Annotated in this window: 18 protein-coding genes; 10 read left to right on the top strand and 8 right to left on the bottom strand. The window is 63.6% G+C overall.

The window, feature by feature from the left end:
- Positions 1–20 precede the first annotated feature (20 nt).
- Positions 21–2,723 carry an EAL domain-containing protein gene (locus MPZ60_RS22840; RefSeq protein ID WP_034354907.1) on the bottom strand — a complete coding sequence of 901 codons (2,703 nt, stop codon included), beginning with the start codon at positions 2,721–2,723 and terminating at the stop codon, positions 21–23.
- Positions 2,724–2,774: 51 nt separating this feature from the next.
- Here MPZ60_RS22840 and purU point away from each other — a divergent pair, with 51 nt between their 5' ends.
- The 6 genes from purU (at position 2,775) to MPZ60_RS22870 (ending at position 10,822) form a co-directional block, all read left to right on the top strand.
- Positions 2,775–3,623, top strand: coding sequence for a formyltetrahydrofolate deformylase (gene purU, locus MPZ60_RS22845; RefSeq protein ID WP_003068559.1), 849 nt, complete (start codon positions 2,775–2,777; stop codon positions 3,621–3,623).
- 24 nt (positions 3,624–3,647) lie between these two features.
- Complete coding sequence (locus MPZ60_RS22850; RefSeq protein ID WP_012840040.1) at positions 3,648–4,550, top strand: LysR substrate-binding domain-containing protein; 903 nt, start codon at positions 3,648–3,650, stop codon at positions 4,548–4,550.
- A gap of 111 nt (positions 4,551–4,661) precedes the next feature.
- Positions 4,662–6,581 (top strand): UvrD-helicase domain-containing protein, encoded by a 1,920-nt coding sequence (locus MPZ60_RS22855; protein ID WP_034354910.1) that lies wholly within the window; start codon positions 4,662–4,664, stop codon positions 6,579–6,581.
- Positions 6,582–6,737: 156 nt separating this feature from the next.
- Positions 6,738–7,859: an ABC transporter substrate-binding protein gene (locus MPZ60_RS22860; protein ID WP_242881956.1), complete on the top strand. Its 1,122-nt coding sequence runs from the start codon at positions 6,738–6,740 to the stop codon at positions 7,857–7,859.
- A 138-nt stretch (positions 7,860–7,997) separates the two neighbouring features.
- A complete protein-coding gene (locus tag MPZ60_RS22865) occupies positions 7,998–9,545 on the top strand; it encodes an FAD-linked oxidase C-terminal domain-containing protein (RefSeq protein ID WP_034354916.1) in 1,548 nt (515 codons plus the stop codon).
- A 14-nt stretch (positions 9,546–9,559) separates the two neighbouring features.
- A complete protein-coding gene (locus tag MPZ60_RS22870; RefSeq protein ID WP_034354919.1) occupies positions 9,560–10,822 on the top strand; it encodes a sorbosone dehydrogenase family protein in 1,263 nt (420 codons plus the stop codon).
- A gap of 13 nt (positions 10,823–10,835) precedes the next feature.
- Here the strand turns inward: MPZ60_RS22870 and MPZ60_RS22875 are convergent, their stop codons facing one another.
- From MPZ60_RS22875 to MPZ60_RS22900, 6 genes are all read right to left on the bottom strand, one after another.
- A complete protein-coding gene (locus MPZ60_RS22875; protein ID WP_080746146.1) occupies positions 10,836–12,167 on the bottom strand; it encodes a D-serine ammonia-lyase in 1,332 nt (443 codons plus the stop codon).
- Positions 12,168–12,242: 75 nt separating this feature from the next.
- Positions 12,243–14,477 carry a phosphocholine-specific phospholipase C gene (locus MPZ60_RS22880; RefSeq protein ID WP_187771832.1) on the bottom strand — a complete coding sequence of 745 codons (2,235 nt, stop codon included), beginning with the start codon at positions 14,475–14,477 and terminating at the stop codon, positions 12,243–12,245.
- 25 nt (positions 14,478–14,502) lie between these two features.
- Positions 14,503–14,676 (bottom strand): hypothetical protein, encoded by a 174-nt coding sequence (locus MPZ60_RS22885; protein WP_165570867.1) that lies wholly within the window; start codon positions 14,674–14,676, stop codon positions 14,503–14,505.
- A 228-nt stretch (positions 14,677–14,904) separates the two neighbouring features.
- Entirely contained in the window at positions 14,905–18,027 is a 3,123-nt protein-coding gene (locus MPZ60_RS22890; RefSeq protein ID WP_034354926.1) for an efflux RND transporter permease subunit, read from the bottom strand.
- A 179-nt stretch (positions 18,028–18,206) separates the two neighbouring features.
- Positions 18,207–19,535: an efflux RND transporter periplasmic adaptor subunit gene (locus tag MPZ60_RS22895; protein ID WP_034354929.1), complete on the bottom strand. Its 1,329-nt coding sequence runs from the start codon at positions 19,533–19,535 to the stop codon at positions 18,207–18,209.
- A 15-nt stretch (positions 19,536–19,550) separates the two neighbouring features.
- Positions 19,551–20,813 (bottom strand): TolC family protein, encoded by a 1,263-nt coding sequence (locus tag MPZ60_RS22900; protein ID WP_034354932.1) that lies wholly within the window; start codon positions 20,811–20,813, stop codon positions 19,551–19,553.
- 147 nt (positions 20,814–20,960) lie between these two features.
- Here MPZ60_RS22900 and MPZ60_RS22905 point away from each other — a divergent pair, with 147 nt between their 5' ends.
- Positions 20,961–21,650, top strand: a complete 690-nt coding sequence (locus MPZ60_RS22905) for a heavy metal response regulator transcription factor (RefSeq protein WP_003068520.1) — start codon at positions 20,961–20,963, stop codon at positions 21,648–21,650.
- Between the two features lie 10 nt (positions 21,651–21,660).
- Here MPZ60_RS22905 and MPZ60_RS22910 read toward each other — a convergent pair whose 3' ends face one another.
- Complete coding sequence (locus MPZ60_RS22910) at positions 21,661–22,002, bottom strand: DUF5713 family protein (protein WP_034354934.1); 342 nt, start codon at positions 22,000–22,002, stop codon at positions 21,661–21,663.
- Positions 22,003–22,061: 59 nt separating this feature from the next.
- On the opposite strand from MPZ60_RS22910, the gene MPZ60_RS22915 reads away from it, so the two are divergent.
- From MPZ60_RS22915 to MPZ60_RS22925, 3 genes are all read left to right on the top strand, one after another.
- Positions 22,062–23,483: a heavy metal sensor histidine kinase gene (locus tag MPZ60_RS22915; protein WP_034354937.1), complete on the top strand. Its 1,422-nt coding sequence runs from the start codon at positions 22,062–22,064 to the stop codon at positions 23,481–23,483.
- A 99-nt stretch (positions 23,484–23,582) separates the two neighbouring features.
- Positions 23,583–23,987 (top strand): hypothetical protein, encoded by a 405-nt coding sequence (locus MPZ60_RS22920; protein ID WP_238585683.1) that lies wholly within the window; start codon positions 23,583–23,585, stop codon positions 23,985–23,987.
- 101 nt (positions 23,988–24,088) lie between these two features.
- Entirely contained in the window at positions 24,089–24,529 is a 441-nt protein-coding gene (locus MPZ60_RS22925; RefSeq protein ID WP_034354941.1) for a hypothetical protein, read from the top strand.
- Positions 24,530–24,579 lie beyond the last annotated feature (50 nt).

Raw genomic sequence — 24,579 nt, forward strand, 5'->3', positions numbered from 1 at the left:
TGCTGCAGCGCTGGTGATCCTCAGCCCGCGGTCGCTACAGCCACCAGCGGCTGCCCCTCACGCGTCTTTTCCAGCAGGCGCGTGAAGTCCTCGGCCGGCAAGGGCCGGCTGCAGAAATAGCCCTGAAAGTAGTCACAGCCTTTTTGCTGCAGGAAGCTCAGCTGCTCCTGGGTTTCCACGCCTTCGGCCAGGACCTTCAGACCCATGGCATGACCCAGGGCAATGACCGAGCTGCTGATGGTCATATCGTCCGCGCTGTGCGGAATGTCGCGGATAAAGCCCTGGTCGATCTTGAGCAGATCGAGCGGAAAACGCTTGAGGTGCGCCAGCGAGGAATAGCCGGTGCCAAAGTCATCGATGGCCAGGCGCAGGCCCAGCTCGCGCAGGCGGTTGAGCACGGCCAACGCCTCTTCAGGCTTTTCAGCCAGTGCGCTTTCGGTGATTTCCAGCTCCAGCAGGCTGGCCGGAAAACCCGACTTGTTGAGCGCATCGGCCGTAGCCCCGGCAATATCGGTCAGCAAAAACTGGTGCAGCGAGACATTGACCGCAATCGTCAGATCGGGCAGACCGGCAGCGCGCCATTGCTGGCCCTGACGACAGGCCTCACCCAGCACCCACAAGCCCAGCGGGCCGATGACGCCCGAATTTTCCGCCACGGGAATGAAACGGGCCGGCGAGATCAGGCCTTCCTCAGGGTCCAGCCAGCGCAACAAGGCTTCAGCCCCCACCAGTCGCCCCGTCGCCAGTTCAATCTGTGGCTGGTAATACAGACGCATATGGCCCAGCTCCAGCGCACGGCGCAAGCGTGCCTCCAGCGCCAGACGCTCGCGGGCGGCCTGGGTCATGTTCTCATGGAAGAAGCACCAGGCATTGGAGCCTCTGGCCTTGGCTCCATACACCGCTGCATGGGCCCCCTGCAGCAGATCGTCGGCTGTCAATGCATGGTCGGGATACAGACAGATGCCTGCGCTGACGCTGACCACCACCGACAGGCCATCTGGCGTGGTCCAGGGCTGACCGGCTGCTGCCATCAGGCGCTCGGCCACGTCCACCGCGCTGTCGCGACCGCAAATGGATTGCGCCACCACGCAGATTTCATCGCCCGCCAGGCGGCCAATGATGTCGCCGTGCCGCAAAGCACCCTGCATCTGCACAGACACATGCCTGAGCACCTCGTCGCCGATGGAGTGGCCATAGCTGTCGTTCACGTCCTTGAAGCGGTCGATATTGAACAGCAGTACGGCCATGCGACGGTTGGTGCTCTGACTCAGCTCCACCGCCTCGCCCAGCATGCGCGTGAATTGAGAGCGGTTGGGCAGGCCGGTCAAGGTGTCGCGATGGGCCAGAAACTCCAGCTGCTGCTCGCGCGCCTTCTCGGCCGAGATATCGGTGAACATGCAGACGTAGTGCGTCACCTTGTCATTGGCATCCTTGACCGCGCTCAGCGACATGCGCTCGGGAAAGACCTCTCCATTCTTGCGCCGATTCCAGATTTCGCCCTGCCAGTGCCCTGTGGCATGCATGCTGGCCCACATGGCGTCGTAGAAAGCCTTGTCATGTCGGCCGGACTTGAACATGCGCGGCGTCTTGCCCAGCATTTCCGCTTCGCTGAAGCCCAGCAGCTTGGTGAACGCGTGGTTGACCGAGAGAATTCGGCTGTGTGCATCGGTCACCACCACGCCCTCGATGGTGTTGTCCACCACCGTGGAAGCCAGGCGGCTGCGCTCATCGGCCTCGCGACTCGCAGTCTGGTCGGAGAGCAGGCCCGAGACCCGTATCAGGCGTCCGCTCTCATCCTTGTAGGCCTGGCCGCGTGCGCGAAACCAGCGATACAGGCCGTCAAAGCACAGCAGACGTGCCGTCAGCACCAGCATGCTGCCCTGCTCCAGTGCTTGCTCGGCCTGGGCACGCGCACCTGCGGCATCTTCGGGGTGCAGGCGCTGATGGAAATCGAACTCGCGGGTCAGATCCTGGCCCTGATAGCGCAGCAAGGCACTCATGCCCGTGGAGAAGTTCAGCCGCTGCTTGAGCGCGTCCCACTCCCACACGCCATTGCCGCTGCCCTCCAGCGCCAGGCGCAGCATGGTCTCGCTGCGCATCATGGCGTTGCGCGCACTCACCATCTCGCTGAGATCCTGCAGCACGCAGACCAGGGCCACCGGCCCTCCCACACCCGAAGCCGCCACGCGGCTGGTGGTGCACAGCACGGGCGTAACCTTGCCGGTGCAGGCATTCACGCATTGGCGCAGCACCTGGAAGTAATCGGTGCTGCCGTCCAGCAGGCGCTGCAGTTGCAGAGCAACTTCGTCCTGGTCATTCACAGGCACCAGAACACGAAAATCCTGACCGCGCAGCGACTCGACGCTACAGCCCAGCCAACCCGCCAGCTTTGCATTGGCCCAGACAATCTCTGCACCGCCCACATGCACGCGAGCCATGCCGGCCGGTGCGTGGCGCACCACCAACTCCAGCTCCTGCGCCGTCTCCCGGCCACGCTGGTCGGCGCGCGCCTTGCGCTGCATGAACCAAAGTGCAACCAGCGCTGTCGCCAGCAACCAAACAATGAACAGGCCTATCTGCCAACGCAGCGACTGTCGATTCAGCGATACATCAAAATAGCCGAGCACGCCCGCCTGCGCCCCCAACCAAAGCATCCCCACGCACAAATAGAGGGTGACAATCACCCAGGGTGTGAGCGGGAAATGCCCCTCCTCGCTTTTCATGAATTTCCTTTGTCCGCAGGGTCCTCGCCTTGCTGCGACAATTGCCGAGCTATGACCCAAGCCTATATTTTGACTTTATCCTGCCCAGACCGACTGGGCCTGGTGCATGCCGTTTCCGGATTCTTGCTTGAGCAAGGCGGCAATATTGAAGAAGCAGCGCAGTACAACGACCCGGTAACCGGTCTGTTCTTCATGCGCGTGCAGTTTGCCTGCGATGGCAAAGACGCCGCCTCTTTAAAGGCATCCGTTGCCGAATTAGCTGATCAATATCAAATGCAGTGGAGTTTGCACTCCAAGGCCGAGCGCATCAAGACCGTCATCATGGTCAGCAAGGAAGGCCACTGCCTCAACGACCTGCTGTTCCGCTGGAAGTCAGGCCTGCTGCCCATCGAGATCAAGGCCATCATCAGCAACCACCGCGAGTTCTATCAGCTGGCGGCCAGCTACAACATCCCCTTCCATCACATTCCCGTGACTGCCGCGACCAAGGCCCAGGCCGAAGAGCGCCAGTACGAGATCATCGAGGAAGAAGGCGCCGAGCTGGTGGTGCTGGCGCGCTACATGCAGGTGCTGTCCAACGACCTGTGCAAAAAGCTGTCCGGCCGCGCCATCAATATCCACCACAGCTTCCTGCCCAGCTTCAAGGGCGCCAAGCCCTACTACCAGGCGCATGACCGCGGCGTGAAGCTGATCGGCGCCACCGCCCACTATGTGACGGCGGACCTCGACGAAGGCCCGATCATCGAGCAGGACGTGGCACGCGCCGACCATACCGACACCGTGGAAGACCTGACGGCCCGCGGCCGCGACACCGAGAGCCAGGTTCTGGCCCGTGCCGTGAAGTGGCATAGCGAGCGCCGCGTCATTCTCAACGGTCACAAGACCGTTGTGTTCCGCTAAATCCCTGGGCTTGGGATTGATTGTATGACCCGCAGCCCCGGCGCCTTGAACAGCATTACGGCCAGGCGGATTCCGCCGATACAGTGCCTGCTCACCTTCGAGGCGCTGGCGCGGCTGCGCTCGGTCACCTTGACGGCGGAGGAGCTGTGCGTAACGCCCAGTGCCGTCAGCCACAGGGTCAAGCAGCTGGAGCAGATTCTGGGGGCTCGCCTGTTCGGCCGAACGGATTTCTCGCTGACCACGGACGGCAGCTCCTATCTGGCCCATGTGCGTGAAGGCCTTGGCGCCTTGCAACGCTTTCCAGGAGCGTCAGCCTCGCCTGGGCGCAGACGCCTGAAGCTGGCCGTCACCCCCACCTTTGCGCGCGTGATCCTGATCCCGCGCCTGCGCCAGTTCACCGAGGCCTATCCCGAGATAGACATTGCGCTGCAGGTGTCGATTCCGCTGCTGGATGTGATCGGCGAGGATGCCGACCTGATGGTGCGCTTCGGCGCCGGCCACTATGCCGATGTGGAGCATATCGAGCTGGCCCGCGACACGGTCACGCCGCTGGCCTCGCCCAGCTTCATCCGCGAACATGGCCCGTTCGAGCGCCCGGACGACCTGGAAGGCATGCCGCTGCTGCGCAGCCCGCTGGAGCCCTGGCGCACCTGGTTCGCCGCGACCGGCCTCGACATGGCCGAGCCCAACGAAGGCTCGCAGTTCAACGACATCGGTCTGATGTGCGACGCCGCATCGGCCAGCATGGGGATTGCCCTGGTACGCCACAAGCTCGGCGCCCCCTGGCTGGAAAACGGTACGCTGGTGCGCCTGTTCGATGTCGATGCTCCCAGTCCCCACGCACACTATCTGTGCTGGAAGACCGGCATCATGGACCGCTGGGAATGTGCGGCCTTCGCCGAGTGGCTGCGCAAGGCCATGGGCTGAGCTGCAACCCGGCGGCTTCGCGGCGGCGCAGTTCTTGCTCGCAGTCCCTGGACCGGCGAACAGCCGTTGCACGGATAGCTCGATGGATAACGAAGATGGAGCACCCACTGCATGAACCTGCAGCCCAGGCTGTACCCCGGCCTTGACCAGAACCAGGCGCTCAACAGCGAAGCGTCTTCGCTGCTCATCCGTGCCCTGGCCGGCACGGGCAAGACGACTACGCTGGCCATCAAGGCCGCTGACCTGATCCGCACCCAGGGCGCGCGCAACGTGCTGATGCTGGCCTACTCGGAGGCCGGCATCAAGGCCATTCAGGCGCGCCTGGACCGGATCTCCGCCGTGCGCCTCGAAGGCCTGCATCTGCTCACTCTGGAGCATTTTTGCGCCCGCCTACTCGAAGAGCAGGGAGACCCTGTCCCCATGCTCTCCTCCAGCCTGGAAAAGAACCTGCTCATCCAGCAGGCGCATGAAGCGCTGTCGCAAGAGGCCGAACGGCATGCCGAGCTCGACATACCCGAACTGGCGGACTATTTCGCACGGTCTCTGGACATCAGCGCCTTCCTCGCTTTCGAGGCCCAGGCCAAGCAGTGCATGCTGGAACTCGACATCGACGACAGCGGCCTCGGCGCGCTGGCATATTGCCGCGACAACGCTCTGGACTACGGCCTGTACCGGCTGCTGCGCAGCTATGAGCGGCTACGCGCAGGCCCCACCCAGGAGCCGCTGTTCTATGCGCCCGGCGACTGCACCTACGCGCTGGCCTGCCAGCTGGCAGCACTGGACTTCGATGCCGGCTTCCCGCTGCTGCAGGGTCGCTTCGAAGCCGTGCTGTTCGACGAACTGCAGGACCTTGACGAAGCCGCGCTGCTGGTGCTGCGCCATCTGGCGCGCGGCAACGGGCGTTTCATCGGTGTCGGCGACTTCAACCAGCACATACTGCCGGGCGCCTCCTCCATCTTTGGCGACAGCGCCCAGCGCATCCTGCAGGAGCTGCCTACGGGCACCGGCCAGGCCACGCTCAACACGACCTATCGCTTCGGCCCCGTCATCTGCCAGGAACTGAACCAGCTCTTCGGCGTGGAGTTCGACGCCCATTACCGCAACGCCTCGGCCTGGTTCGAACATCGCCATGGCGATGACGAGCACTGCGCCCGGCAATTGCTGGATATTCATGCCGCAGTGGCCCGCCAGCCCCGCAAACCGCAGGACCCGCCGGCCGTGCTGCGTGTCATCCTGCATTCGCCCGAAGATTCGGTACTGCTCGAATGGCTGTTCGCCCACGAGGGCGTGCACTATGCCTGCAAAGGCATGCAGCGCTTCTACCAGCGCCGCGAAATCGCCCTGGTGCTGGCCATGCTGTGGGCCATGCAGGGCTGCAGCGGCGGTGCGCTGCTCTCGCAAGGCATTCTGAGCAGCGCTGCCGAAGGTCTGATGCGCTATGTGCGCCATGCCAGCCCGCCCGACCGGGATCTGCTGGCCAACGGTCTGTTCGACATGACTGCACTGGGCGACGCCCCGCCGGAGTCCGACACGCTGCGCATTGCCGCCGAACTCATGGGACAGCAAGCCGCCATGCGCCGCTTCCTCGCCGCCTACATCGCACCAGACTCCCCCTGTGCCCGGTTGCTGGCCTTGCCCGCAGACCAGTGCGCCGATGCGGGGCAGTTGCTTCTGCACCCTCTGTTGCGACAGTTCTTCGCCCAAGCCCCCATCAGCCAGGACGAACTGCGCCAGTGCCTGGCCAGCCTGCAAGCGCTGTCGCGCATCTGCTCCGGGCTTTCCGTCGATGAATTCCTGGGCCGCCTCAGCCTCATGGTCCAGTCGAGCATCGCGCAGCATCAGCGCCATGAAAAACCCAGCTTGCAACTGCTCACGGTAGAACGCAGCAAAGGCCATGAATACGAGTATGTGGCCGTGCCCTTTGTCAATTCCAGACACTTCTCGCCCAATGCGAGCGACCCACAGCGCAACATGCTCTACGTCGCCATGACCCGCGCCAGCAAGCGCCTGTGGATACTGGAGAGCAGATGACGACGCAAGGCCATGGGGCGATGCAGATCAAGCCCGTATCTCACAAGCGGGGCAAAACACCATAACGTCGCCCCCAGCCAACATGGCCACAGTTGCCCTCTCCCATCCTTGTTGCAGTCCTCCCACCATGGGCTCACAACAACGAGGAGGAGACCCATGCAAACCCCATCGCGCTGCGCCTGGCTACTGGCCGCCAGCATCACCACCAGCCTGACCCTGCATGCGCAGGAGAACAGGCTCACCATAGGCGCCAGCTTGCCACTGTCAGGCTCGCAGGCCGAGGCCGGCAAGGAAGGGATGAGCATCATGCAGGCGCAGGTGGAGGCATTCAACAAGCAGGGAGGCCTGGGCGGCAAAGCTTTGACACTCAAGGTGCTGGACGATGGCTACGAGCCACAGCGCGCCGCCAGCAATGCACGCCAACTGATCCAGGAAGGAGCCCTGGCCCTGCTCAACTGCTGGGGAACGGCCAGTTGCACAGCCATGCAACCCGAGGTACAGCAAGGCCAGACGGCCCTGGTGGGCGTGATTGCCGGAGCCGGCAGCATGCGCCAGCAGCCGGGCCGTTTCATCTATCCGCTGCGCGCCAGCACCCAGGCAGAAGTCGCGGCCATGCTGCAGCAGATGCAGACCATAGGTCTGCGGCGGATCGCCATCGTTCACCAGAACGACGGCTTCGGTAAAAACAGCCTGCAGATCGCCCTGAACGCCTTTGCAGCCAATGATCTCAAGGCCGCGGCAACTCTGGCCGTGGAGGCATCGGGCAGCAACACCCCGGACCTGGCCAGACAGCTGGCCGCCCTGCCCGATCTTCAAGGCGTCATCGTGCTGGCGGGCGCCCCTGCCACCATAGGTCTGATCACCATGGCCAGACAGGCTCATGTCACGGCGCCTTTCTACAACCTGGCCGCCCAGGCCAACCGTGCGGTGGTGCAAGGGCTGGGCCCTTATACACGCGGCATTGCCTTCACCACCCTGGTGCCCAGTCCCTGGAAGGGCGCGGTTCCGGCCATCAAGGACTACCAGCAGCTCCTCGACCACGGCGGTATGCCGCCTGCCTCCTATCTGGGCCTGGAAGTCTTTCTCAACACCCGAACCTTGCTGGATGCGCTGCGTAAAGCTGCACCCACAAGCAATCGAGCGGGCTTGCTGGCCGCCCTCGACGCCATGGGCGAGATTCGCTACGGCGCCATGCATCTGCGCTTCACACCGCCGCGCACCGGCTCCAGCTATGTGGGGTTGACCATGATTGATGCGAGCGGCCACTTCAGGGAATAAATCAATTCCCAGTCTTATTCATCAATCGTCGATAGCTATCATTTAAAGAGCAAATATCATCATCGTCGCAAAGCATTTCAAGCAGCTTTGCAATAAAGCTCACACCAATGCGCGGGCGCATCCCCTACATTTGCAGGCATGACGTTCGCCAGCACTTTTACCGATCTCGTCGCCACCTCCAGCGCAGCGGCCAACGCCGCGCACCACCCGCCCGAGCAGTCCGAGCGTGCCCGGCGCCAGGCCGAGGTGGTGGAGGCACTGCGCCCCCATGTGCCGGCGCATGCCCTGCTCTATCAGAGCGAAGACACCACGCCCTATGAGTGCGACGGACTGACGGCCTACCGCCAGCGCCCTCTGCTGGTCTGCCTGCCCGAGACTTATGCTCAGGTGCAGGCCGTGCTCAAGGCCTGCTACGCCATAGGAGCACCCGTCATTGCACGTGGCGCGGGGACGGGGCTTTCGGGCGGCGCCATGCCTCACCCCATGGGCGTGACGCTGTCGCTGGCCAAATTCAACAAAATCCTCAAGGTCGATGCCTACAGCCGTACAGCCCTGGTGCAGTGCGGCGTGCGCAACCTCGCCATCAGCGAAGCCGCTGCCCCCTACGGCCTGTACTATGCGCCCGACCCCAGCAGCCAGATCGCCTGCACCATCGGCGGCAATGTGGCCGAGAACTCGGGCGGCGTGCACTGCCTCAAGTATGGGCTCACGGTGCACAACGTGCACAAGGTCAAAGGCTTCAGCATCGAAGGTGAGCCCGTCGAGTTCGGCTCGGATGCACTCGACACCCCCGGCCTGGACCTGCTGGCCGTCATGATAGGCAGCGAAGGCATGCTGGCCGTGGTGACCGAGGTCACGGTCAAACTCGTGCCCAAGCCCCAGCTGGCGCGCTGCATCATGGCCAGCTTCGACGATGTGCGCAAAGCGGGCGACGCAGTGGCTGCGGTGATCGCGGCCGGCATCATTCCCGCCGGACTGGAAATGATGGACAAGCCCATGACGGCCGCCGTGGAGGACTTTGTGCGCGCCGGCTACGATCTCACTGCAGAAGCCATTTTGCTGTGCGAGAGCGACGGCACGCCCGAGGAGGTCGAGGAAGAGATCGCCCGCATGAGCGAAGTTCTGCGCCACGCCGGCGCCACGGCCATCACCGTCAGCGAAAGCGAGGAAGAACGTCTGCGCTTCTGGAGCGGGCGCAAGAACGCCTTCCCCGCCAGCGGCCGCATCAGCCCCGATTACATGTGCATGGACTCCACCATTCCGCGCAAGCGTCTGGCCGACATCCTGCTGGCGATTCAGGAGATGGAGAAGAAATACCAGCTGCGCTGCGCCAACGTGTTCCATGCAGGAGACGGCAATCTGCACCCCTTGATCCTGTTCGATGCCAACAACCCCGACGAATTGCACCGCTGCGAGCTGTTCGGCGCCGACATTCTGGAAACCAGCGTCGCCATGGGCGGCACGGTGACGGGCGAGCATGGTGTGGGCGTGGAAAAGCTCAACAGCATGTGCACCCAGTTCACAACGGCCGAGAACGCCCAGATGTTCGCGCTCAAGGCGGCGTTTGATCCGCAATCGCTGCTCAACCCCGGCAAGGTGATTCCCACGCTCAACCGCTGCGCCGAGTACGGCAAGATGCTGGTGCGCGGCGGACAGATTGCCCATCCCGATCTGCCGCGCTTTTAACCGCCAGGAGAGCCATGCAGCGCAAATACCGGTTGATTCTGAGTCTGTCTGCGCTGCTGCTCATGGCTGCCAGCCCAGGTGCGCATGCACGCGGCTATGCCTCCACCGGCAAATGCGGTATCTATCCACGCTTGGCCATCACCAGTCCCTCGGGCACCTGCGTAGGGCTGATAGCCGACGATGCCCATGGTCTGCGCTTTCCGCGCCGCGTATTGGAGATTGAGCCGGGCCGTATCTGGGTGCTGGACATGGGCAACTGGATGCCCCAGGTGGGCCAGCTGATCGAGCTGCGCCTGCCGCCAGACGCGGCGACTCCCGCCAATGCCAACACCACGGCCAGGGCCGTTGAAGCCAGAGTGTTGCTGAGCAAGCTCAACTACCCTTCGGGCATGGCGCGCGGTCCGGACGGAAAAATCTATATCGGCGAGGCCGACAAGATATGGCGCGCTGCAGTGCCTTCACTCGGACAGACACCTCAGCCCGAGTTGCTGGCCAGCGGCCTGCCGGCCGACGGTGCGCACCTGCTCAAGGAGCTGGCGTTTGCGCCGGACGGCAGCCTCTACGTCAATATGGGATCGGCCACCGATGCCTGCCGGGGTGAAGACCAGAAGCAAGCCGTGCCCTGCCCCGAGCGCAGCGCGGCCATGCCGCGCGCTGCCGTCTGGCGCATGGTGCTGCAGGCCGGCAAGCAGCCCGTCAAGGAATTCACACCCTTTGCCAGCGGCCTGCGCAACTCCATGGCGCTGGCCGTGATGCCCGACGGCCCTGCGGCAGGTACCGTCTGGCAAGGCGAAAACAATATCGACTACCGCGACCCCAGGCAACCGCCGGAGGAGCTCAACCTGCTGCGCGCGGGTGCCGACTACGGTTGGCCTTACTGCATAGGCGCACGCCAGAACGCACAGGGTTATGAAAAGCGCTTTGACTGCAGCAAGACCGAGGCACCGCATATGCTTTGGCCCGCCCACGTGGCTCCGCTGCAAATGCTGGCCACGCCTGTGGGCAGCGCATTTGGCGGGCAATTGCTGGTGGCCTGGCACGGCCAGCGCGCAGACGGTCAACGCCTCGTGGGCTTTGCGCGCGACGACAAGGGCCGGCCCTCTGGCAAACCCATTCAATGGCTGAGCAACTGGGACGCCAGGCCCGGTCTGCGCCCCGGCGGGCGCCCCACGGGCATCGGCCTCGATCATGCGGGCCGCCTGCTGGTGGTGGAGGACTTCAACCGCAGCCTGCTGATGCTGATGAGTGAAGCGGGCACGGCGCCAAGACCCAGGTAACCAGGCAAGGTGCTCAGTTCAGCAGATCGCGTCCACGTGCCAGAAACCTCGCGTACTCCTCGTCGGGGACAAACAGGCCGCCCGTGGTCCAGACAATATGTGTGGCGTTTGCCATGTGCGGCAACAGCTTCTGGCGCTGCAGATAATCCTGACCCGCAACACTCTCCAAAAGGGCGCGCGGACCGCTAAAGCCCGCTGCGGCCGATGGCTCGATCTGCAGCCCCTCTCTATCCTTCAACAGGCACAGATGGCGAAACAGGGTTTCGTCCTCCACCGTGAAAACTCCGCCGAGAAAACCACGCACCACGTCGGCAGCCAGCTCCGATGCACGCGGCACTGCCAGGCCATCGGCCTCGGTCTGGTTGTTCAAGCCCAGCTCATAGACCGAAGGATGGGCTTCCAGACCAGGCAGCGCTGCAGCACCGGCGAGCATCTCCACCATGAAGCAGGGCGACTGCACGGGCTCGGCAAAAAAACAATGCACATGCGGCCCGAATGCCTGCTGCAGACCCAGCGCCACGCCGCCGGGTGCGCCCCCCACGCCGCAGGGAATATAGACAAACAAAGGATGCATTTCATCCACGGCAATCCCGTTCTGTGCAAGTTGCGCGACCAGGTACGGAGCCGCCGCCGCATAGCCAAGCAGCAGCGAAAGCGAATGCTCGTCATCCACAAAGTGACAGTGCGTATCCTGGTCGGCCAGCGCGCGGCCTGCGGCCACGGCCTGGGCATAGTCGCCGGCATGCTCCACCACCTGCACACCACGGGCTCGCAGGCGCTGCTTTTTCCACTCCTTGGCATCGGCAGACATATGGACCGTTGCCTTGAAGCCAAGGCCCGAAGCCATGACGCCAATCGACAGGCCCAGATTGCCCGTGGAGCCTACCGCCACCTGGTACCGGGCGAACACCGCACGCGCAGCATCGGAGGCCAGCTGCAGATAGTCGCCATCGGCCAGCAGGCCATGCTGCAAAGCGATCTGCTCCGCATACTCCAGCACCTCATGCACGCCACCGCGTGCCTTGATGGAGCCCGCTACTGGCAGGCTGTGATCGGCCTTGAGCCAGAGCCGACCCAGTTGCTCGGGCAGCTGCAAAGCCTGCTGCATCTGCGGCACGTGCAGCAGCGCCGACTCAATACGTCCGCCAGACACCTGCAACCCTGGAAACAGCTGCGCCAGCAAGGGTGCAAAACGTTCAAAACGCTGTACAGCCTGCTGAACCTGAGCTGCGTCTATAGAGTGCGTGGACCGAGCCCCTTCGCTGCGCCCGGCCCATAGCGCGGGCCGGGCATGACGCAGGTCTTCAACAAGGTCGCGCAGTGCGGGGAAAGTCATGGCAGGCATCCATCGTCATACAAGACCGCCATATTAGGGCCAATGGTGCATGCCAGACAGGTCAGCAAAGGCGCAGCATGGTCGCTATACCTCGCCCATGGCCGGGTCGCTGATCGTGTGCTGACCGGTTTCCACGCGGCCGGCAAAGCGCCGGTAGTACGCCGGATCGCTGTTGCAGGTTACGGCAAAGTCATACCACTGGCCGCTGGCCTTCAGCTCCCAATGCCTCTCGGCGCTGGCGGCAGCGGCAACGCTAACCGTCCATGGACCGTCGCTCAGGTAGGCCATGGATGTGATGGTGAACACCGCAGCCTGAGCGCCCTTGTTCATCAGATCCACGTAGACATTGCCATTGGCGATGTCGTAGCAGACACGCACCTCGGGGGCAGCCTGTGTACGACCCAGGCGATTCAGGTCACCCTTGAAGTGGCGGTGAAAACCGTTGGGGCCCAGCACCCAGAGGTCGTACTTGCCGAAATTGTCGCGCACGGCATCCCAGGTATCGGCCAGCGTCTTGCCCGCTTCCACCATATAGCGGCGCGGCGTGCGATCCAGCTTGTAGCGGTCATAGACATGGAAGACGGCCGCCTGTGTACCGGTGTTGGCAAACACCAGCTCCACCTGGCTGTTAGCCTGACAGCGCGCACTGGTGTGCAGCTCGTAGGGCAAGGCCCGCGAGGGACGCGTACCGACCGCCTGCAAAGGCAGTTGCATATCGCGCGGCACCGGCACGGCGGGCAGCTTTTGCTGATCGGTACGCAGCTGGTCGGCGACATCGCGTGTGGATCGTCCAGCCAGCACGGGCAGGGTCTCGTTGTTCGGCGTCTTGAAGTTGAAGGTGCTCAGAAGATCTCCACATACCGCACGACGGAACGGGCTGATATTGGGTTCCTTCACGCCAAAGCGTGCCTCCAGAAAACGCAGCACCGACGTATGGTCGAATACCTGCGAGTTGACCCAGCCGCCACGACTCCAGGGCGAAATCACATACAGCGGAACGCGCGGCCCGGGACCGTAGACACGGCCATCGGGGGCGGGCTGGCTGCGGCTGCCGACCGGCGCGCCATGCGTGAAGTACTCGGCCTGCAGATCAGCCTCCGGCAGCGTGGTCTTGCCTGCATAGGTCTTGTCGGCGTTCTGCGATGGCGCCGAGGGCGAAGGCATATGGTCGAAGTAGCCGTCGTTCTCGTCGAAGTTGACCAGCAGCACGGTCTTGCTCCAGACCTCGGGATTGGCCGTCAGCGCGTCCAGCACCTCCTGCAGAAACCAGGCGCCCTGCACCGGGCTGGATGGGCCGGGGTGTTCGCAATAGATGGACGGTGCATTGACCCAGGACACCTGGGGCAGCCTGCCTTCGCGAATATCGCGCTTGAAGGCGTCCAGGTATTCCTCGGGCTTGTTGCCAGGCAAGGTGTTGGCCACGCCTTTGTACAGCGGGTTGGCAGCGTTGTCGCTGGCCGCATCATAGGCGTGATAGGGCAAGGCCTGGCCGGTGTTGGTATACGGCGCATTGGGCGCACCGCCGCTGGAGACCGGAAAGCCGGAGGCCAGATTCGCTCTGCGGAAGTTCTGGAACGCCCCCAGCATGTTGTCGCCCCACTCGTCGGGCATGTTCTGGTAGCTGATCCAGCTCACCCCGGCTTCCTGCAGCCGCTCGGCATAAGTCTTCCATGTGTAGCCGGTGTTGGCGTCGCTGGGCACGCCGTTGATGGCATCCCACTCGTTATTCACGAAGGCCACGTTCTGCGGTATGGCACCGTTGGTGCCTGTCATGTGGAATGACCGGTTGGCGTCGGTGCCAGTGTGCATGGCGCAGTGGTAGGCATCGCAGATCGTGAAGGCATTGGCCAGCGCGAACTGGTAGGGCAGCTCCTGCTCCTTGAAATAGCCCATGGAGGTGTCCGTCTTGGCCACGGGCCAGCGCGACATGCGGCCGTTGTCCCAGGCCTGCTGACTGTCCAGCCAGGAATGAGGGGTGCCGGAAACGCGCTGCGCGTTGTTGGCCGTTCCGTCCAGATGGTAGGGCGTGATGACCGTACCGTTGGCACGCTCCTGCTGCCAGACCTTGCGACCGTTGGGCACGGGAATCGTCATCCGGTCGCCAAAGCCGCGCACCCCCTTGAGTGTGCCGAAGTACTGATCGAAGGAGCGGTTTTCCTGCATCAGGATCACCACATGCTGTACGTCCATGACCGTGCCCGTGACATTGTTGGCCGGAATGGCCAGCGCACGGCGGATGCTGGGCGGAAAGGCCGCCAGTGCGGCAGCGGAAAAGGCGGCGTTCTTGCCGGCCTGCAGAAGGTTGCGTCGCGAAATCATGGTGAAGCCTTGTCTGTCACCGCGCTCAGGGAGCACAGCGCATCTCCGGCTTGGCCGGCTCGGTGGGGTTCGTGGGGGTCGTGGGATTGGTCGGGTTTGTGGGAGCAGGCGGGCTGTCATCGCTGCCACCACAGGCGGCCAACGTGGCGGCCGTCAGACAGGCGAGCGCCAGCGCCTTGATCAAACGCTTGTTTTGCATGGAGTCTTTCGCTTTGATGTCGACAGGTTTCGACCGGCAAGAATCTAGGAAAAGCTCGTGTCATCCCGATGACGTCCGTGTTTCAGTACGTTTCTTCGCATCGGGCCAGCGCTCAAGATTCGCAAGCCTTGCCTGGCACGAAGCGCCATGCAAAAAGGGCCGATGCATTCGCATCGGCCCTGTGCAGAGAACATCGAAACGCCAGTCAGAACGCTGGCGCTTGCACGGCTACTGGCGCTTCTGATAACCAAGTCTGTACAGCAGCGGCAGCACCAACAGCGTCAGCACCGTGGACGAAAGAATGCCTCCAATCACCACCGTGGCCAGCGGCCTTTGCACCTCGGCCCCCGTTCCCGTGGCAATCGCCATGGGCACAAAGCCCAGCGATGCCACCAGGGCCGTCATCAACACGGGACGCAGACGCGTGAGCGCCCCTTCGGTGACGGCCTGTTCAACACCCATGCCCTGCTCACGCAGCGAACGGATATAGGCAATCATCACCAGGCCGTTGAGCACGGCCACGCCGCAGAGTGCGATAAAGCCGATGGCCGCCGAAATGGACAGCGGAATTCCGCGCAGCCACAGCGCCGCAATCCCGCCGGTCAACGCAAACGGAATGCCGGTGAAGACAATGAGACCGTCGCGCACGTTGCCGAACATGGCAAACAGCAGCGTGAACACCAGCGCCAGCGCCACGGGCACCACGATCATCAGGCGCTGGCGGGCGGACTCCAGGTTCTCGAAGGTTCCGCCCCAGCGTGTCCAGTACCCTGCAGGCAACGCAACGCCTTCGAGTTCCTGCTGAGCCTGCGCCACAAAGGAGCCGATGTCTCGCCCGCGCACATTGGCGCTGACCACGATGCGGCGCTTGCCGTCCTCGCGGCTGACCTGGTTGGGCCCCGGCGCCAGCTCCACCGTCGCCACCGATGACAGCGGCACAAAGCCCAGACGCCCGTCGCCGCCGCGCGGCAGCGCAATCGGCAGGCGGCCTATGCTGTCCACATCGCTGCGCATGGCCTCGGGCAGGCGAACCTGGATGGCAAAACGTCGGTCACCTTCGAATACCGTGCCGGCTTCACGCCCGCCAAATGCAGTGCTGATGGCATCTTGCACATCGCCCATGTTCAGACCATAACGCGAGGCTTTTTCGCGGTCGATCTGCACCGTGAGCATGGGCAGGCCAGTGGTCTGCTCGACCTTGACCTCGGAGGCGCCAGGAATCTTCTGCAGCATGGCGGCCACGGCCTGCGCGGACTTTTCCAGCTGAGCCATGTCGTCGCCGAAGATCTTGACGGCCACATCGCTGCGCACGCCCGAGATCAGCTCATTGAAGCGCAGCTGAATCGGCTGCGAGAACTCGTAGTTGCTGCCCGGAATCCTTTCCACAGCCTCTTGTACGGCAGCCAGCAGATCATCACGCGAGCGCGTCGGATCGGGCCATTGCTCACGCGGCTTGAGCATGATGTAGCCGTCCGAGATATTGGGCGGCATCGGGTCCGACGCGATCTCGGCCGTTCCGGTGCGCGCAAACACACGCTCGATTTCAGGGAACTGCTTTTTGAGCTCGCTCTCGATCTGCATCTGCATCTGCACCGACTGCGTAAGGCTGGTGCCCGGTATGCGCAAGGCCTGAATCGCAAAGTCGCCCTCATTGAGATTGGGTGCAAACTCGCTGCCCATGCGCGTGGCCAGCAGCAGGCTCAAGGCGACGATGACGCTGGCCGCCGTCAACACCACTGCTGGTGCATGCATGACCTTGTCCAGCACCGGCGCATAGGCACGGCGCGCCCACTCCATCAAACGGTTTTCCTTCTCTGCCACCTTGTCGCCCATGAGCAGCGCAATCGCGGCAGGGATGAAGGTGATAGACAGCAGCATGGCACCCAGCAGCGCGATCACCACCGTCAGCGCCATGGGGTGGAACATCTTTCCTTCCACACCGGTGAGCGCAAAAATGGGCAGATAGACCACCATGATGATGAGCTGACCGAACAACAACGGACGCCTTGCCTCCCTGGCTGCCGCAAACACTTCCTCGAAACGTTCGCTGCGGGTCAACGATCGGCCTGCTGCTGCCTGGGCATGGGCCAGACGGCGCACGCAGTTCTCCACGATCACCACCGCGCCGTCAATGATGATGCCGAAGTCCAGCGCCCCAAGGCTCATCAGATTGGCGCTGACGCGCATCTGCACCATGCCCGTGAAGGTGAACAGCATGGACAGCGGAATGATGAGCGCCGTGATCAGCGCTGCCCGCAGATTGCCCAGAAACAGGAACAGGATCGCCACGACCAGCGCCGCCCCTTCGATCAGGTTCTTCTTGACCGTGGCAATGGCCTTATCCACCAGATTGGTGCGGTCGTACACCGTCACGGCCTTCACGCCGGGCGGCAGGCTTTTGTTGATCACCTGCATGCGCTCATGCACCGCCTGCGCCACGGCACGGCTGTTCTCGCCAATCAGCATGAACACCGTACCCAGCACCACTTCGCGACCGTTGTCCGTGGCGGCCCCCGTACGCAGCTCGCGACCCAGGCCCACATCGGCCAGATCGCGCACGCGAATCGGCTGGCCTTGTGCCGAGCCCACGATGACTTCGCGAATATCGGCAATACCCCCCACCTGTCCCGGTGCGCGGATCAGATACTGCTCGCCCTGGCGTTCGATATAGCCGGCACCCACATTGGCGTTGTTGCGCTCCAGCGCTGCGACGATATCGGCCAGCGTGAAGCCATAGGCCGCCAGCTTTTGCGGCTGGGGCGCCACCAGATATTCCTTGGCGAAGCCGCCAATGGAATTGATCTCGGTCACTCCCGCCACATTGCGCAGCTGGGGCTTGATGACCCAGTCCTGGATCTCGCGCAGATCCATGGGTGTATAGGGTGAGCCGTCGGGTCTGGTGGCGCCCTCATCAGCCTCCACGGTCCACAGATAGATCTCGCCCAGCCCCGTGGAGATAGGCCCCAGCGCAGGCGCGACGCCCGCCGGCAGGGCATCGCGCGCCTGTTGCATGCGCTCGTTAACCAACTGGCGTGCAAAGTAGATGTCCGTGCCGTCCTTGAATACCACCGTCACCTGGGACAGGCCGTAGCGCGACAGCGAGCGGGTCTGCTCCAGCCCCGGCAGGCCGGCCATCACGGTCTCTATGGGGAAGGTGACGCGCTGCTCGGTCTCCAGCGGCGAATAGCCGGGAGCGGAGGTATTGATCTGCACCTGCACATTGGTGATGTCGGGCACGGCATCGATGGGTAGACGCTGGTAGTTGTAGATACCCAGGCCCACCAGGGCAAGCGTGGCCAGCATGACCAGCCAGCGCTGGGCAATCGCAAAGCGGATGATGCGCTCAAACATTCAAACTCCAAATATCTTCATCTGCCCTGTCACACTGGCGCAATCCAAACCAGAGACACCGAGCAAGAGCCGCCCCGCGGCGGGGCCGCCCCGCGGCGGGGCCGCCCAGGCGAGGGTGTCGTCCCCCTTGGGGGCGCCCGTGCAACGGGAAGGCGCGCCGCGCCTCAGGGGGTGGCTAATCAGTGCACATGCTCGGCTGTTGCCTTGCCAAGCTCGGACTTCAGGACGAAGCTGCCGTCCTTCACATAGCGCTGGCCTGTGCTCAGGCCCTGCAGCACTTCGGTGTTCTGGCCATCGGTCTTGCCCAGCTTCAGGGCCTGCGCCCTGAAGCCGCCGTCCACCGGCACAAACACCACTGGCTTGTCGCCGTCGATCTTCTGGATGGCCGCACTGGCCACCGTCACCGCCGCCTTCTGGCTGGACGCCGTCAGATCCACATTCACGAAGAGGCCCGGACGCCAGATGCCATCCGGGTTGTCCAAGGTGATGCGTGCTGGTGCCGTGCGGGTTTCCTGCCCTATCAAGGCGCCCACATAGGCCACCGTCCCCGTGGCTTTCGATTCAAAGGCCGTCGCATGCACAGTGGCCTTTTCGCCCACGCGCACAAAGGGCAGGTCGCTGGCGGCCACCTTCATTTCGGCCCAGACCGAACGCAGATCGGAGATGGTGAACACGGCCGTGCTGTCCTGCACGGCCTCGCCCACGGAAAGATGCTTTTCCACCACCACCCCATCGAAGGGCGCGCGCAGCTCGAATCGGTTCAGCGCCCCGGCAGAGCCTGAGCCGGCACCGATCGCAGCCAGCTTCTGCTGCGCATTGGCGGACGCGATCTCGGCCTCGCGCAGTGCCTGCTGGGCCTGCAGATAGTCCTGCTCGGCAGAGATCTTTTCCTGCCACAGCTGCTTTTCGCGCTGATAGGTGGTGCGCGCCAGTGCGAGACGCTTTTGCGCGGCCATCAGCTCGCTGCGCTGCTCGGATACCGCAGGGCTGGTCAGGGTGGCCAGCAACTGGCCCTTCTTTACCACCTGCCCCAGATTGGCCGCTACGCTCTCCGCCACGCCCGCCACCCGCGGCACCACATGAGCCGTCCTGTCCTCGTTGAAGCGAATCTCGCCCGGCAACTGCAGCATGCTGGCGATCAACGCAGGGCCGGCCTCGGCCAGCGCCACGCCCGCAGCCTTGGCACGCTCGGCATCGAGTTTGAGCAGACCTTCATCCTCATCATCGGCATGAGCGGATTCAGGCTTGGCTGCGGGTTTTCCGGTGCTTGCTGCCTGTTCATGCCCAGGCTCGCTGCCATGGTCATGCCCCTCTTTTTCGTCATGCTCATGCCCGTTCTTTTCTTCATGGGCATGACTCTTCTCTGCAGCACCGTGACCGTGGCCTTCGGCGCTTATAGCCGCCGGCTGCGTACCGTAGACAATGGCTGCAGCAGCGGCCGCACCGAGCGCCAGAATGATGGCGATGGCAATCGCCGTGCGGCGGGGCTTAGAGGATGTGGAATTCATGATACGTGCTTGTTCTTACTCAAGACCGGGCACATCGCCCAGTTGGCGGGTGATGTCCGCAGCCGCCTGATGGGTTGCCACTAGTTGCTCCAGATAGAGGCTGCGTGCCTCGGCCAGCGTGCGCTGGGCATCCAGCACTTCCAGATAGCTGAACTTGCCCAGGGCAAAGCCCTTGGCTGCGACTTCGTAAGCGGACTCGGCCGCCGGCAGGACCTGCTGCGCCAGTTGCTCGGCCTGGGCCCGGCTGGTCTGCAGCTGCTCGCGTTGCTGCTGCAACTGTGCGTACATTTGCTGGCGCGTGGCCAGCAGCTCATCCTCGGCCTTGTCGGCCAGACGCAGCGCCTGCAGCTGATTGCCGCGGTTGCTGTCCAGGATCGGCAGCGGCACAGAGACACCCACCACCAGCTGATTGCGTCCCACTTCCTGCGCACGCTTCATGCCCAGACTCACGCTGGGGTCAGGCAGGCGCTTGGCACGCTCGAGCTCGGCGACGGACCTGGCTTGAAAAACGGCCTGCTGCGCGCGCAGCATCTGCGGTGAATGCTCCAGCTTTTCCAGCACCAGGCCCTCATCGGGCAGCACAGGCAGTTGCGCCAGCTCCCCCTCCGCGCTGCCAAATGCCGCTGGCTGCGCTCCCCACAGCGCCGCCAGCTGCTGACGTGCCACACGCAGACCGGAGCGCGCTTGCGCCAGCGCCAACTCGGCACTGCTCTCGGCCACGCGGGCCTTGGTTTCCTCCAGCGGAGCCACCTTGCCTGCCAGCACGCGCTTGGCCGCGGCATCGCGGGCACTGCTGGCAATCTCCAGCGTCCTCTGGTGAAGTTGCACGCGTTGCTGGCCGGCCAGCACATTGGCAAATGCCGTGCGCACATCGGCACGCAGACTAGCCTGCGCGGCCTCCAGCTCGGCCCTGGCCAGTTCGCGACCATGCCCGGCCGCCTTCATGCGAGCCTCGCGCTTGCCGCCGATCTCTATGGACTGGTTCCATTGCAGAGTCATGGACCTGGTTTCGCGGCGCGTGTCTTCCTGCGAATAGGCCAGCTCGGGGTTGGGTCTGGCGCGACTCTGGATCAGCGCCCCCTCGCTGGCCGCCAGGGCCTGCGCTGCCGCTCGCAGACCGGGGTTGTGCTCCATGGCCAGCGCCAGTGCGGCCTGCAGGCTGATGGGGGCGGCTGCCGCTGCTGTTGCGGGCGCAGTTTGTTGCGCCCAGGCACAAGGCACGAAAAGGCCCAAACCGCTGCCCAGCAACACAGCGGCCGCCTTGGTGATGAATGTCATGGTGATGCTCCGCCGGCATGCCTGCCCTTCCATTGGCAGTCTTGTGCAAGCGGAGCAAATCTAGCCTCGCGGCCCCCACAGGGTTCTGACCTCAAGATGACAAATTTGTCATCTTCGCAAACGACCGACTTGCTCGACAATCTGCGCATGAAGCTTCTAGTCATCGAGGACGAAACCAAACTCGCCGAATACCTGCAAAAAGGCCTGGGCGAGGAAGGCTTTGTGGTCGATGCCGCGCACAACGGCATTGACGGCCTGCATCTGGCCACCGAGCAGCCCTACGACCTCATCATTCTGGACGGCATGCTGCCCGGCATAGACGGCCTGGCCGTGCTGGCGGCTCTGCGCCAGTCCCGCCAGACGCCAGTGCTCATGCTCACGGCCCGCGCCCAGGTGGAGGACCGCGTCAAAGGACTGCAGGCCGGCGCCGATGACTATCTGGTCAAGCCTTTTGCATTTTCAGAACTGGTGGCCCGCATTCATGCACTGCTGCGCCGTGGCCTGCAGGCCCAGGCCACGCCCGAAGCCACTGTGCTGCGCATGGCCGATCTGGAGCTGGATCTGCTGCGTCACCGCGCCACGCGTGCCGGCCAGCGACTGGACCTGACGGCCAAGGAGTTCAATCTGCTGAGTCTGCTGCTGCGGCGCCAGGGCGAAGTGCTGTCGCGCACCGAGCTGGCCTCCCAGGTCTGGGACATGAACTTCGACAGCGAAACCAATGTCGTCGAGGTCGCCGTGCGCCGCCTGCGCCTCAAGCTCGACGCGCCGTTCGAGTTGCCCCTGCTGCACACGGTGCGCGGCATGGGCTATGTGCTGGAGCTTCGCCTTGATGCCTGATAGCCGGTGCTTACCATTCGCGTAGAGCGATCAGTTCCTCCACATCCGCCTCTTCAAAACCATAAGCCTTGGCAATGGCCTCGAAGTCAGCCGCAATGCATTCACGTGCCGCCGTTTCTAGCTCGCTGCCCTGCTCTTCGAACTCCTGCTGAAGATCGTTGAAACGCTCGGTCGCAGCGTGGGTCAATCGATACAGCTGCTCCAGATTCTGCGGCTTTTGCTGCTCTATCTGCAGGCAGAGTTCTCTCAGAATATCCTCGCCCTTGCGAACCAGTTCTTCAGGGAAATAGCTGTCCTCGTACATCTCCAGCAAGAAGGCGTAGTTGTTCATGATGGCGTTACCAAGACTCATGGTTCGTTCCTTTTTCCAGCAAACCGCAAACAATGAATCTTCCAGCATAGCAGCCACTCATGACCGCTGATCACGTCTCTCCAAGCACTCCTCAGATCCCGAACCTGAGCCGCCGGCTGTCGCGCTCGCTGGCCCTGCAGACCATGCTGGGCCTGGGCCTGGTCTGCGTGGCCGTGTACTGGGGCAGCTGGCTGGCACTGGCCCAGCGCCAGCAGGAAAGCCTGGAGCAAAAGCAGGTCACGGTGACGCATCTTCTGCAACAGGCGCGTGCCAATCGCTCCGCGTCCAGCATGCAGCACATGTTGTCCGACTTTCTCACGGGCCACGAGGATATGTCGATCCGCGTCAGCTATGCCAGCGGCGCGCTGCTGTTCGAGAAACTGCACCAGCCCCTGGACGATGTTCACAGCGCACGGCGCAGCTTCAGCGTCGTGCTGCCAGCCCATGTGGATCCGCAGGAGCAGCAGCTCGTACAGGTGCTGCTGATGCTGGACCGCCGCCCCGACGATGCCCTGCTGCGCCAGCTGGCCTGGATTCTGGGCCTTGCTGCCGTCAGCGGTGCTCTGCTGGTGTCGCTGTTCAGCGCCTGGCTGGTGCGCCGCGGGCTGGCGCCTTTGCATTCGCTGGTGGAGCAGACCCGGCAACTGGGCGCCAAGGATCTCACGCACGACTGGCAGACCAGGCTTGACGACAGCAACCAGCCCCAGGAGCTGCGTCCGCTGATTGCCCAGTTCAACGCGCTGCTGGAGCGGCTGGCCGTGGCCTACCGCCAGATGGAGGCCTTCAACGCCGATGTCGCCCATGAGCTCAACACCCCGCTGACCACGCTCATCAGCAGCTGCGAGCTGGCTCTGCGCAAGCCCCGCGATGCGGGCGAGCTGCGCGACATCCTGGCTTCCAATCTGGAGGATCTGCAGCGCATGGCCGGCATCGTGGCGGACATGCTTTTTCTCTCTCACGCTGATCGCGGCGAAAGCGCGCACCGCATTCAGGTGGCCAGCCTGGCCAGCCTAGCGGACGAAGTGGTGGAGTATCACGAGGCCGCGCTGCAGGAGGCTGATCTGCAGGTGCGGGTGCAGGGCGATGCGCAGGCCCAGGTCGATGCGCGATTGCTGCGCCGGGCGCTGTCCAATCTGCTGGGCAATGCCACCCGCTATGCCACGCCGGGAAGCTGCATAGAGATACAGATCAGCACGCCGCAGGCCGGCCAGGTCACGCTGGCGGTGCAGAACCAGGGTCAGGCCATTGCCGCAGAACATCTGCCCAGGCTGTTTGACCGCTTCTACCGCTCGGACGCAGCGCGCAGCCAGGCCGATCGCAACCACGGCCTGGGCCTGTCCATCGTGGCCGCGATCGCGCGCATGCATGGCGGACAGGCGTTTGCACGCTCCGGCCTGTCTATCACCAGCATCGGGCTGAGTCTGCCTGCGGGCCAGGATGCACAAGCACGGGCGCCTGTTTCATCCGGCAACCGGGCGTAAAAGCCGATGAGGCCCACACGCAGCACCGAGCAGGGATGACATGGAGCTGCGCGGTCAGGCCGCAAGATGGCCGGCCGTGCATCGCTGAAAGGAAACACCATGCATTGCTTGAGAAACGCTGCCTGCCTGGTTCTGGCCGCCAGTGCCGGTCTCGGCCTGCCCGCTCTGGCTCAGGGCCGGATTCCCGATATGCAGCAGGCCGGCGCGCTGCGCTACAGCTGCGGCGGCATAGGCGAGGACGAGTCCACGCTCATGCGCGCCGCGATGAAGGACTACCCGCTGTCGCTGCTGTTTGCGCAAAAGGACGGTGCCTATCTGGCCAATGTGGCGGTCGAGATCAGCTCCGGCAAGGACAGCAGCCGCTTCACGGCCAACGGCCCGGTCTGCCTGATCCAGCTGCCTGCCGGCAGCTACAAGATCACCGCCACCACCAGGGAGGGCGTAAGCAAGACCCAAACGGCAGAGATCGGCAAGGGCCCGCATCAGCTGGACTTCCGCTACTAGCGGCAAGCCTACCCGCAGGCGCCGGTAATGCCCCGGGGCCGTCCAGGGGAGATGCACGCGGTCGCGCTCCGCGAGGCCAGGCAATGAGGACAATAACAGCCATGTCCCAAGATCAAGACGCATCCACCTATCAGGCCCATCTGCAGGCCGGCAACGCGCTGGTGCAGCAGGCCCAGAAGATTGCCACGCAGGACTTCGAGCAGGCCCGCGCCTTCTGGCAGGCAGCCGGCAAGGAGTTCTATCTGGCGCACAAGGCCGATATGAGCGAGCCGGAAGCCGCCTTTCGTTTGGCACAGGCCTGGATGGCCGAGGCCCACGCCTTGCAGAAGGAGGAGAACCGGAACGCGCTGGTCATGTGGGCCAACGCCGCTGCGCAATGCGAGCTGGCCTTCGACCTGGAGCCCGAGAACGGCCGCATCGCCATGACTGCCGCCAGTTGCCATCTGTTCGCCGGCCAGGCCGATGCCGCCAAGGCTTGGCAGCTGATTGGCAAGCAGTTGCTGCCGCCCGAGCCTTCCGCACCCGATGCCTGCTACTTTTAGATAGCTTGCTGCGCATGAAAATAAAGGGTTTCAATGCTTTTATGCATTGA

This window comes from Comamonas sp. 7D-2 (genome assembly GCF_022749555.1).
In the GTDB taxonomy this organism is placed as follows: Bacteria; Pseudomonadota; Gammaproteobacteria; order Burkholderiales; family Burkholderiaceae_C; genus Comamonas; species Comamonas thiooxydans.

Coding starts and splice junctions, on each gene's coding strand:
- MPZ60_RS22840 (WP_034354907.1), bottom strand. CDS start 2,723: ATGAAAAGCGAGGAGGGGCATTTCCCGCTCACACCCTGGGTGATTGTC.
- purU (WP_003068559.1), top strand. CDS start 2,775: ATGACCCAAGCCTATATTTTGACTTTATCCTGCCCAGACCGACTGGGC.
- MPZ60_RS22850 (WP_012840040.1), top strand. CDS start 3,648: ATGACCCGCAGCCCCGGCGCCTTGAACAGCATTACGGCCAGGCGGATT.
- MPZ60_RS22855 (WP_034354910.1), top strand. CDS start 4,662: ATGAACCTGCAGCCCAGGCTGTACCCCGGCCTTGACCAGAACCAGGCG.
- MPZ60_RS22860 (WP_242881956.1), top strand. CDS start 6,738: ATGCAAACCCCATCGCGCTGCGCCTGGCTACTGGCCGCCAGCATCACC.
- MPZ60_RS22865 (WP_034354916.1), top strand. CDS start 7,998: ATGACGTTCGCCAGCACTTTTACCGATCTCGTCGCCACCTCCAGCGCA.
- MPZ60_RS22870 (WP_034354919.1), top strand. CDS start 9,560: ATGCAGCGCAAATACCGGTTGATTCTGAGTCTGTCTGCGCTGCTGCTC.
- MPZ60_RS22875 (WP_080746146.1), bottom strand. CDS start 12,167: ATGCCTGCCATGACTTTCCCCGCACTGCGCGACCTTGTTGAAGACCTG.
- MPZ60_RS22880 (WP_187771832.1), bottom strand. CDS start 14,477: ATGATTTCGCGACGCAACCTTCTGCAGGCCGGCAAGAACGCCGCCTTT.
- MPZ60_RS22885 (WP_165570867.1), bottom strand. CDS start 14,676: ATGCAAAACAAGCGTTTGATCAAGGCGCTGGCGCTCGCCTGTCTGACG.
- MPZ60_RS22890 (WP_034354926.1), bottom strand. CDS start 18,027: ATGTTTGAGCGCATCATCCGCTTTGCGATTGCCCAGCGCTGGCTGGTC.
- MPZ60_RS22895 (WP_034354929.1), bottom strand. CDS start 19,535: ATGAATTCCACATCCTCTAAGCCCCGCCGCACGGCGATTGCCATCGCC.
- MPZ60_RS22900 (WP_034354932.1), bottom strand. CDS start 20,813: ATGACATTCATCACCAAGGCGGCCGCTGTGTTGCTGGGCAGCGGTTTG.
- MPZ60_RS22905 (WP_003068520.1), top strand. CDS start 20,961: ATGAAGCTTCTAGTCATCGAGGACGAAACCAAACTCGCCGAATACCTG.
- MPZ60_RS22910 (WP_034354934.1), bottom strand. CDS start 22,002: ATGAGTCTTGGTAACGCCATCATGAACAACTACGCCTTCTTGCTGGAG.
- MPZ60_RS22915 (WP_034354937.1), top strand. CDS start 22,062: ATGACCGCTGATCACGTCTCTCCAAGCACTCCTCAGATCCCGAACCTG.
- MPZ60_RS22920 (WP_238585683.1), top strand. CDS start 23,583: ATGCATTGCTTGAGAAACGCTGCCTGCCTGGTTCTGGCCGCCAGTGCC.
- MPZ60_RS22925 (WP_034354941.1), top strand. CDS start 24,089: ATGTCCCAAGATCAAGACGCATCCACCTATCAGGCCCATCTGCAGGCC.